Annotated in this window: 9 protein-coding genes; 5 read left to right on the forward strand and 4 right to left on the reverse strand. The window is 31.6% G+C overall.

Translation table 11 applies throughout. The features are described from left to right. Positions 1-1,171 (reverse strand): glutamine-hydrolyzing GMP synthase (gene guaA / locus RWQ73_RS06835; RefSeq protein WP_314407559.1); only part of this gene is annotated, 1,171 nt, incomplete at its 3' end. Between the two features lie 302 nt (positions 1,172-1,473). On the opposite strand from guaA, the gene RWQ73_RS06840 reads away from it, so the two are divergent. Further along, entirely contained in the window at positions 1,474-2,490 is a 1,017-nt protein-coding gene (locus RWQ73_RS06840; protein ID WP_314407561.1) for a lactonase family protein, read from the forward strand. A 71-nt stretch (positions 2,491-2,561) separates the two neighbouring features. Here the strand turns inward: RWQ73_RS06840 and RWQ73_RS06845 are convergent, their stop codons facing one another. Both RWQ73_RS06845 and RWQ73_RS06850 read right to left on the reverse strand, forming a co-directional pair. Next, positions 2,562-2,849, reverse strand: coding sequence for a YutD-like domain-containing protein (locus RWQ73_RS06845; protein WP_314086235.1), 288 nt, complete (start codon positions 2,847-2,849; stop codon positions 2,562-2,564). Positions 2,850-2,851: 2 nt separating this feature from the next. Then, positions 2,852-4,051, reverse strand: a complete 1,200-nt coding sequence (locus RWQ73_RS06850) for a hypothetical protein (RefSeq protein WP_314407562.1) — start codon at positions 4,049-4,051, stop codon at positions 2,852-2,854. Between the two features lie 239 nt (positions 4,052-4,290). On the opposite strand from RWQ73_RS06850, the gene RWQ73_RS06855 reads away from it, so the two are divergent. Both RWQ73_RS06855 and RWQ73_RS06860 read left to right on the forward strand, forming a co-directional pair. After that, positions 4,291-5,436: an aminoacetone oxidase family FAD-binding enzyme gene (locus RWQ73_RS06855; protein ID WP_314407564.1), complete on the forward strand. Its 1,146-nt coding sequence runs from the start codon at positions 4,291-4,293 to the stop codon at positions 5,434-5,436. A gap of 116 nt (positions 5,437-5,552) precedes the next feature. Next, positions 5,553-6,479 carry an alpha/beta fold hydrolase gene (locus RWQ73_RS06860; RefSeq protein ID WP_314407566.1) on the forward strand — a complete coding sequence of 309 codons (927 nt, stop codon included), beginning with the start codon at positions 5,553-5,555 and terminating at the stop codon, positions 6,477-6,479. 104 nt (positions 6,480-6,583) lie between these two features. On the opposite strand, the gene RWQ73_RS06865 is transcribed toward RWQ73_RS06860, so the two are convergent. Beyond that, positions 6,584-7,663 carry a Xaa-Pro peptidase family protein gene (locus RWQ73_RS06865; RefSeq protein ID WP_314407568.1) on the reverse strand — a complete coding sequence of 360 codons (1,080 nt, stop codon included), beginning with the start codon at positions 7,661-7,663 and terminating at the stop codon, positions 6,584-6,586. A gap of 181 nt (positions 7,664-7,844) precedes the next feature. Between RWQ73_RS06865 and RWQ73_RS06870 the strand changes: the two genes are divergently transcribed. Then, complete coding sequence (locus tag RWQ73_RS06870; protein ID WP_314407569.1) at positions 7,845-9,227, forward strand: peptide MFS transporter; 1,383 nt, start codon at positions 7,845-7,847, stop codon at positions 9,225-9,227. A gap of 271 nt (positions 9,228-9,498) precedes the next feature. Next, positions 9,499-10,461, forward strand: coding sequence for a prolyl aminopeptidase (gene pip, locus RWQ73_RS06875; RefSeq protein ID WP_314086221.1), 963 nt, complete (start codon positions 9,499-9,501; stop codon positions 10,459-10,461). Positions 10,462-10,850 lie beyond the last annotated feature (389 nt).

Raw genomic sequence — 10,850 nt, forward strand, 5'->3', positions numbered from 1 at the left:
GTTGACGCCAAACGATTTCGTGAGGAAGACCAAGTGCTTCACCTAATGCACGAACTTCATCTTTGAATAAAGTGTTAAGTGGCTCGATCAGAGAAAAACGCATGTCTTCTGGTAATCCACCTACGTTGTGATGAGATTTGATTGTTTGAGCATTCTTAGTTCCAGATTCGATAACGTCAGTGTAAAGAGTACCTTGAGCTAAGAATGGTACGTCGTGTAGTTTAGCACATTCTTCATCGAATACATAAACGAATTCATTACCGATAATTTTACGTTTTTGTTCTGGGTCACTTACACCTTTAAGTTTTCCGAGGAATCTATCTTTTGCATCGACTTTAATTAGATTCATGTTGAATCCACCTTCGATTTCTTTACTGAATGTGTTCATTACAGCTTCAGCTTCACCTTTACGAAGTAAACCGTGGTCGATAAACATACAGATTAGTTGATCTCCGATTGCTTTATCTAATAAGGCTGCAACAACCGATGAGTCTACACCACCAGATAATGCACAAAGAACTTTTTGATCTCCAACTTCCGCACGAATTTCTTTAATTTTCTCATCGATGAAGTTTTGAATAGTCCAGTTTTCAGTACATTTACATACATTACGGATGAAGTTTTTAATTAAGTCATAACCGTATTCTGAGTGACGTACTTCCGGGTGGAATTGGAAGCAGTAGAAGTCTTTTTCTACATTTTCAGCAGCTGCGATAGGACAGTTATCACTTGTCGCTACAACTTTGAATCCTTCAGCAAGTTCAACAACTTTATCAGAGTGACTCATTAATACTTGTTGAGTTGCAGGAGTACCTTTGAATAATTTAGCTCCTGGAGTTACGTCAACATTGTGAGCTCCGTATTCTCTACTAGTCGCAGATTCTACTTTTCCTCCTAGTTTGTGTTGCATAAGTTGCATTCCGTAACAAATTCCTAATACTGGAATACCTAGGTTGAAAATCTCATCATCAATTGTAAGTGAGTTTTCTTCATATACTGAGTTAGGTCCACCTGAAAGGATAATTCCTTTAGGGTTCATTTTTTTGATTTCTTCAATAGAAATTTCATTGTCGTGTAGTTCAGAATATACACCAAGCTCACGTACACGGCGAGTGATAAGTTGGTTATATTGACTACCGAAGTCAAGAACTAATATAAATTCGTGTTTCACGGTTTTCCTCCTAAAATATACTTTTATTAATATAAACTATTATATCAAGAAGTTAAAGATATGTAAAATCTTAAATGTTAGAATTTTTGTGGATTTTTCTGGTGAAATATTGATTTTTTAACGAAAAAACAGTTAAAAACGAATTTTAACTTTATGAAAGGGTAGAAAATTCGTGAAATGAGATTTTAACTTTTCAAAAAAAATGATAATTTTGATTTATACGAACTATAGGCAAGAGAAAATTTTATAAAATTTTTTTGGAAAATGTTATAATAAGTTTATAGAAAGTAGGAGGAAAAATAATGGTAAGAGCATATATTGGAACATACACAAAACAAGATAGTGAAGGAATATATTTAGTTGAGCTATCTGAAGAGGGGAAAGTACTAGAAGTTAGAAGTGTAGCTAAGGTTGACAATCCAACGTATTTAGCATTGTCTAATGATAATAAATATTTATATAGTGTATCAAGAGTAGATGGAAAAGGTGCTGTTACAAGCTTTAAAGTTCAAGAAAATGATGATTTGAAAGAATTAACATCGGTTGTCCAAGAAGGAAATCCTCCTTGTTACGTGGAGTTAAACTCGGATAAAAACACTTTATTATCAGCGAACTATCATTTAGGTACGATTGATAGTTATTCTGTTGAAAATGGGGAGCTTGTGAAACTCTTATCAACAGATCATCACGAAGGAAGTGGAGTACATGAAAGACAAGAGAAACCTCATGTGCATTTTTCAGGATTTTCCCCAAGTGAAAAATATGTCTTCTCATGTGATTTAGGAACTGATGAGATTACATCGTATAAGCTTAATGTAGGGGTTTTAGAAAAAGTAGCTACTTTTAAAGTTAAAGATGGAAGTGGAGTACGCCACATAGTTTTTAGTAGTGATGAAAAACAAGCTTTTGTTATGACGGAGCTTACTAGTGAAATTATCGCTTTTGATTATGATGGAGAAGGAAACCTAACAAATCCAACATATTATCTTACATTGCCAAAAGATTTTGTACTAGAAAACAAAGGTAGTGCTATAAAAATTTCAAATGACAATAGATTTATTTATGTTTCAAATAGAGGGCAAGATGCAATTGTTGTCTTTGAAAATACTGACAAAGGACTAGAGATAGTTCAAACTGTTAGTACTTTTGGTGAAGGTCCTAGAGATTTTGATTTATCAAAGGATAATAACTTAGCTATAGCAACAAATGAGAATAGTGGAACAATTACAGTTTATACAGTTAATAAGAAAACAGGAGAGCTAACTGTTGTTGCTTCTGAGGTAGTTGTACCAGAGGCAGTTTGTGCTAAATTTATTTAAATAGATACTTTTATTGAGTTTGGAAATAAGAAGAAACCTAAGGTGAGATAATATCATCTTAGGTTTCAATTTTATGAATTTCTTTTTTTTACAACAAAAAATGGTGCTCCAAAATTACAATATTCTAGTATATAATCTTCTAGGTTGTTGATATTTTTGGGATTATTGTTATCTTTAGTTAAAATAAATCCACTTAGTCGCAGTTTATCATGAGAAATATCTCCAACTATGTAGGGTTTATTTTTTAGTACATCTACTAATTTTTCTTCAAATGTTTCTTTTTGAAATGCATCTTTGAAATTGTAGACAAGCTCATATATTGCACCATCAACTTCGAAGACTAAATTATTTTGATCCATAGTTAATCCTTTCTAATAGCTTGTTTCATTACGTATAAAGCGGCGAAAACAAGCGTATATATAGCTAGTACACCAGTAGCAAAGAACTTGGTACGATCTATTATGATAGTAGTTTTTTCTAGATTTCCTTTATTATTAAAGTTATCATCGTTAATGAAAGTTGCTTTTACTTTTGCAAGTTTTCCAGCTGTATCATTAGATTTAAAGTCAGCAAAGACAGTTCCTTCATTAGCAGATATTGTTTCATATTTTTGGAAAAGAAGAATTTTTTTATTCATAAGCAAGTACGTTACATCTCTTATTGAATGTTTTTCATAAAATAAATCGTAAATATCATTTTCAAATGTGATACGTTCACTGTTGATTGTATAAGTACCAGCTTTAAGTGCAAGTTTGTAATTATAGTTTGTGAATAAGTAATCATAAGTTTTTTGAAGTTTTTCAAAATATGATGCTTTATCATCGTTTTGATTTAACACGGTGATGACTAATTTAGTATTACCACTGTATGCATAAGTTACACTATTCTTATCAGAATAATCAAGACCAAGAACTCTAAATTTATCAGACTCCTTAAATTCAACAGTATTCTTGATTGTTTCTCCAGTAGATAGAGTAAATTCTGGATTTTTTGTTATTTCTGTAATCTTAGGATAACTTTTTAGTATTAAACTAGTAAGGAAAGAAATATTTTTTGCAGTACTAGTATTTTTTTCACTATTATCCAGTGATTCTAATTGTGTATCATGAAGAGACATAGCCCCTAGTATGTCTTTAGCTTTTTCAATATCCACATTAAAGTGATTGAAAACAACCTGATTTAAGCTATTAGAATTCTCATTTTCTAATAAGAATATTGCATCTTTGACAGTGATTGATGACTCATATTTGTATTTTGATAAGATTTCATCATTAGATGTAATTGTAAGTTGTGTTTCTAATGTTATTTTATTATTTTTTAAATTATCAGCAAGTAGGTAAAGGGCAAGATAGTTTGGTAGTTTACCTACAGATACTTTTTCATTTTCTCCGCGTTTAGAAATGATTTTACCTGTATTTAATTCCGAAACAACAAGGTGAGCATTAACATCGCTGAAGTTTGTAACTGCATTGTTATCTAAAAATGTATCATCAGCTTTTGAAAAGTTTGGAATTAGAAATATAAGAAGTAAAATCAAAATACTAATTTTTTTTAGTTTCATTATTTAAAATCCTTTATTTCGAAGTTGTTCAAGTTAAAATCTTTCATTATTATAAATTTATAAAAAATTCAATTTAAACATATACTTTCTAGTATATTACAAAATAAGGAAAAATTCCAATAAGAAGTAGATATATTTTTAAAAATATTATTGAAGAATATTCAAGGATTTGAAAGTAATAGATAAAATGGTATAATTAAGTGATATTTGATTAAAATAAGAGAAAGTTGAGACTTGAAATGAAATATGATGTAATTGTAATAGGTCTTGGTAGCGCAGGGCTTATGATAGCAGATAGACTTAACGACAGTGGTTTAAAAGTGCTGATACTCGAACAAAATAGAAGAGCGGGGATTAAACTTCTTTTAACGGGTAATGGGCGTTGTAATGTGATGAGTAGTGATAATGCAGAAGATTTTGTCGCTGCTGTTCATAATGGTAGATTTTTAAGAAGTGCATATCATAAATATAATATTAAGAAATTTTTTGATAAACATAATTTAAAATTAAAACAAGAAAATAGAAGGCTTTATCCTGCTAGTGAAAAGGCTAGAGATGTAGTTAATACTTTTAAGATTGACCATGCAAAGATTAACTTTAAAGAAAAAGTAGAAGATTTAGTATTTGTAGATGATAAGTTAGTTGGAGTGAAAACAAATGTTGATACGTACTATGGAAAGAATATTGTTGTCTGTGCAGGTGGAAAGACATATCCGCAAAGTGGAAGCGATGGTTCGTTGCATAAAATATTAAAAAAACATGGTGTAAAAATTACTAAAATATATCCTAGTGAAGTAGCATTGATTTTTGATGATTTCAGAGAATTATCAGGAGTTGCATTGCAAAATGTGAGGATGTTCCATAAAAAAAATGAAAGAAGCGGAGACTTACTATTCACCCATAAAGGCTTAAGTGGGCCATTATCAATATCTATGGGAGAATTTGTAGCTCGTTATCCAGAAGATAAGTTTTATTTAGATTTTTATCCTGAGCTTAATGAGGAAGTGCTATTTTCTAAACTTTGGGAAAATAATAAGTTTTTACATGGGAAATTACCGAAAAGTTTTTATAACTTTATGCTAGAAAAATATTTCCCGGAAAATGTTAGTAAAAAAGAATTAAGAAAATTTGTTGAGAAAATTAAACGTTATGAATTAACAAATGTAAAAACTATGCCACTAGAATATGCATTTACTACTGCTGGTGGAGTAGATCTTAAGGTAGTAAGTCCAAAAACATGTAGTCATAAAAAAATAGAGAATTTATATTTTGCTGGAGAGATTTTAGATTTACACGGAGAAATTGGTGGGTATAATCTTATGGTTGCATGGTTTACTGGAATGATTGTAGCCGATGCAATTAAGGAAAAATATGGAAAAGAATAAGAAGGGTAACACTAAAGGAGATATACAAAATCCCTATTAGTGTTATTTTTTGTTTACTTTTAGCAAAAGGAATAGTATAATAGTTTTATTAAATTGAATATGAAAGGTAAAGAAAAGTGAAAAAACATTTTAAAAAAATATTAGCGACGTTATTAGTTGTACTAGTTGTTGCGTTCGGCTTTATTGGGAATTATTTCTATAATTTTGGATTGAATCCAAAAGTTGATAAGAGCGCTATAGTTAACCAGGATAGTGACGGTAGTAAAGAAGATAAAACAGCAGTAAACAAGTGGTTTGATGAAACGAAGCAGGTCATTGAGATGCAATCGGTAACTAAGAATAAATTAGTTGGTTATAAATTTGTTAACCCTAATGCGAAAAAATGGGTTTTTGTTGTTCATGGATATACTAGTGATGCTAAGAAAATGGCAAACTACATAAAAAAATTCTATGATATGGGTTATAGTGTATTTGCACCAGATTTAATTGCACATGGTAATAGTGAAGGTAATTTTATTTCTATGGGTGGTTATGATTCTGATGATTTAGTAAATTGGGTTAAGAAAATATCGGCAGAAAACAATGGAGCTGATACTGCATTATTTGGTATTAGTATGGGAGCTGCTACAGTAATGAATGCAGTAGGTAAGGATTTACCATCTAATGTAAAAACATTTATAGAAGATAGTGGATATGTGAATTTAAATGTAGAATTTACATATCAATTGAAAAAATTATTTAATTTACCAAGTTTCCCTGTAATTCCTGCAGCAAATACTGTGACAAAAATCCGTGCAGGATACTTTTTTGGTGATGTTGATGCAACAAAGGCTTTAAAAGAAACTAAACTTCCTGCATTAGTATTACACGGGGAAGAAGATGGTTTTGTACCGATTGAACATGGGAAGGCTGCTTATGATTTAATAAATTCTAAAAAAGAATTTCACAGTTTCCCAGGTATGAAACACGTTCAGGCCGAAAGAAAATTTAGAGATCAATATTGGAATATTGTAGGTGAATTTTTAAAGAAAAACTTTGAATAATAAAGGAGAAGACGATTGATAAAAATATCAATCGTCTTATTATGATATATCTTAATTTAAAAAACTTTTTAGTGATTTATTTGTGACTATTAGATTATTATTAGTTATTCCCCTACAACAACTAATTCTTTGTTAAGTTTGTTTAGAACTTCGCATCCGTCTTCTGTTACAAGAACAAGATCTTCAATACGAACACCGAATTCGCCTGGAAGATAGATACCCGGTTCGATTGAGAAAATCATACCTGGTTCGCATTTAGTTTCATTTACACTTGAGATATCGCCGTATTCGTGACATTCAAGTCCGATGTGATGACCTGTGCGGTGAGTGAAAAATTCTCCGTATCCTTTTTCAGTAATGTAATCACGACAAGCTGCATCGATATCGCAGAATCTAACTCCTGGCTTAACAAGAGCAACACCACGTTTTTGAGCTTCTAATACAGTTTCGAATACTTCGCGAGCTTTTTCACTTGGTTGTTTCCAAAATACTGTACGAGTCATATCAGAACAGTAATTATCTTTGATTCCACCCATGTCGATAATGATAGAATCACCAGGTTTTAAATATCTGTCTCCTACTGTTCCGTGAGGGTTAGCTCCGTTTGCTCCGTATCCTATGATTGGATCAAATGATAGACCTTCAACACCAAGATCTTCGTGGATAGCTAGTAAGTCTTTAACGATATCTTTTTCAGATTTTTCAGCAGCGATACTGTTGATAACTCGTTGACAAGCTTCATCATTAAGAAGAGAAGCACGACGCATAAGATCTCTTTCTTCTTCGTCTTTAATCATACGAACGCGGTCAACGATTTGTGATACGTCAACAAATTTATTTTCAGGTAGGTACTCCATAAGTGGTAGTAAAAACCTAGCTGGAAGGACTTTGTCAATACCAACTACTGCACCATTAGAAATAGATTTAGCTAGAATTTCTATAGGTTTATCAGTATCAGAATATACAACTTTTTCTAATCCAAGATCTTTTTCCAATGGGAATAAAGCATTGATGAATAGTTTGTGATTACCGTTTTCATCAAGAAGTACTGCGTAAAATCTTTCACCTGGATGCTCTAGGTGCCCTGTTAAATAGAAGATTGAATAAGGATCGCTAATAAGTGCTTGATTGATTCCTTGTTCTTTCATTTTAGATAAAATTTTATTAGTTCTTGAAAGTTTCATATTATACAACTCCTTTAAAAATATTATGAACTTTAATATAATTATAACATTTAGAATAACTAATTTCAATAGTGATAAATAAATACTTATATCGTTTTCAAAAAAATAGTTGAATGATAAAATATGTTGTGATATAATAAAGAAAAAAAGTGGTTATCCACTAAAGAAAGAAGGGGTTTTTATGTCAGAAACGGTTAAACATAAACCGTGGGGTTTTTATATGAGTTCAATCACGTTCGGGATAGAGCGTTGTGCATACTATTCTTCTAAATGGCTGATTATCATTTATGTTACAGCAGCTGTGATTTCTGGAGGAATGGGCGAAAGTGGTCTTGGACTAGGGAAAGTTGAAGGTGCTGCGATGCAGTCGAACTTAGTAGCATTCACTTATCTTGCGCCAGTATTATTAGGTTTTATCGCAGATAAGTTGATAGGGGCCAGATATCTGATTCCAGTAGGTCTTACATTAATGGGATTAGGTTATGGTTATGCAGGTTTTGTAGGTTCATACACTTCATTGTGGACAATGATTGTTTTAGTTTCTATCGGAACTGGATTTTTCAAAGGTAACCTTCAAGCGGTAGTAGGGAGAATTTTTGAGGGAGATCAAAAACGTAAAGACGATGCTTTCTCAACAATGTATTCATTCATTAACATGGGGTCTTTCGTTGGTACTACGGCAGTTGGGGTTTTATATGTTAAACTTGCTACAGCAAGTTCAAATGGATATCTGCAATGCTTCAAAATAGCTGGATTGCTTTGTCTCTTTGGAGCTATTTGGTTCATTTTAGGTTATAAATCTTTAGGTGAAGTAGGAAAACGTCCATTTGCTGAAGGTGAAGAAAAACACGAAACTAAAGTTAAAGTTAATCGTTCATTGGAAAAATATGAAATTCGTCGAGTATATTCAATCGTTATAATTTCATTATTGTCTGTGATTTTCTGGACTTTCTGGTACTTAACTTATGTAATTCTATATGATTACATGCCGAAATTTGTTGATGATAAATTAGGTACATTTACAGTTCCAACTTCATGGTTAGACTCGCTTAATGCTTTTGCTTGTATTGCTTTAGGTCCAATTTTAGGGGCTTTATGGTATAAACTTGCTAATCGTCCACAAGGAGACTGGAGTCTATACAAAAAAGCATCAATCGCGTTATTCCTTCTTGGAGCAACGTTTGGTGTTCTAGCATTAACAGAAGTAAGTCGTGGTGTAGGAGCACCTGAAACTCAAAAAGCTAGTATTCTTTGGGTTGTATTATTCTTTATTGTTCTGAGTGTAGCAGAAATGTTCTTCTCTCCACTTGGACCATCTTTCGTATCTAAATATGCGCCAAAACACATTTTATCAATCATGATGGCTGTTTGGATTGTAGCAACATTTGGGGCTGCAAAAGGATATAGTTTCCTATATGCAGCAGTGGCAGAAGTGCCTATTATCAAACTTTCACTAGGAATTGGTGTTGTCTGCGTAGTAGTAGCTGCTTTAGTATTTATATTTGAGAAAAAACTAGCTTCTCTTGTAGAATTACGTGAAGGTGAAACACTAGTAGAAGAATAAAAATATTAAATAATAAGTGGGGATGTAAATTCCTACTTATTATTTTTGTATAAAATAAATAAGCAGTTGTTAAAATATAATGATAATATTGAGTTTTTTATAATATTATGTGAAATATTTTAATTATAAATAGCAGTAGTATATATGTAAAAAATATCTTATTTTTATAATATATAAAATATAAAATTTTATTTTTTATTAATAATGAAAAAATATTGATTTTATGATAAAATTAAAGTGTAATAAAAAATGCACAATAGGAGGTGCTAGTATGGCAGAGTTAAGAACGTTATATCCTGCTATTAAAGAGAATTTCTCTAAAATGTTAAAGGTTGATGATACTCATACGATTTATTATGAGGAAAGTGGGAATCCTCAAGGGGTACCGGTAGTATTTTTACATGGGGGTCCTGGATGCGGAACAGCTCCAAGTTGTAGACAATATTTCGATCCTGAATTCTATCGTATAATTCTATTTGATCAACGAGGAAGTGGAAAATCTACTCCACATGCATGTTTAGAAAATAATGATACTTGGCATATCATAGAGGATATGGAAAAAATAAGAGAAGATCTAAATATTGAAAAATGGTTAGTATTCGGTGGAAGTTGGGGTTCTACTTTATCTCTTTGTTACGCCATTAAACATCCTGAACGTGTTCTTGGATTAGTTTTACGTGGTATATTCCTAGGACGTAGAGAGGATATTTTATGGATCTATGAAAAAGGAGGAGCTAGCAATATCCATCCTGAATCTTTTGAAAGATATGAGAGTATCATTCCTAAAGAAGAACGTCATGATATGATTAGAGCATATTATAAACGTCTTACAAGTGAAGATAGACAAACGAGAGAAGTTGCTGCTAAAGAATGGAGTATGTGGGAAGGTAGTCTTGTGACATTACATCCGGATCCTAACTTAGAGCAAAGCTTTGGTGAGATTAATTATGCAATCTCTATGGCGACGATTGAATGCCACTTCTGGATGAATAATATGTTCTGGGATGATGATGATTGGATTTTAAGTAATATAGATGTAATTAAGGATATCCCTACTACTATTGCTCATGGTCGTTTCGATGTTGACTGTCGAGCAATAGGTGCTTACGAATTAAGTAAAAAATTAAATAACTGTAAATTAGATATTGTTGTGGCTGGTCACTCTTCAGGTGAGCCTGCAATTATTGATTCTTTAGTAAAATCAACTGATTATTTCAAAGAACTATTAAAATAAGTAATATTTAGAAGAAAGGCTATAGCGATATTGTTGCTGTAGTCTTTGTCTTTATAATAACGTTATTTTTAGTATTTTGAAAAAATTTTATATATTTTGTCATATTGCTGAAAAGCATAGTGTTATGTGTTAAAATAGTAAGTGTACTAACTTTTATTAATTAACTGTAAATTAACAAAGAATTTTTCCGCTTAATTGTAAAAGAAAGTAGATTTAGAAAATAAATTATAAAGGAGTAAGGAAGATGACAGTAAAAGAAAGAATTGCTCAATTAAGAGTGTTAATGGAAAAAAATGATATCGATGTATACATGGTTCCAACTGCTGACTTTCATAATAGTGAATATGTAGGAGAACATTTTAAAGCTCGTGCGTTTATGAGTGGATTTA

Origin of the sequence: uncultured Gemella sp. (assembly GCF_963525875.1) — a bacterium.
Taxonomy (GTDB): Bacteria; Bacillota; Bacilli; order Staphylococcales; family Gemellaceae; genus Gemella.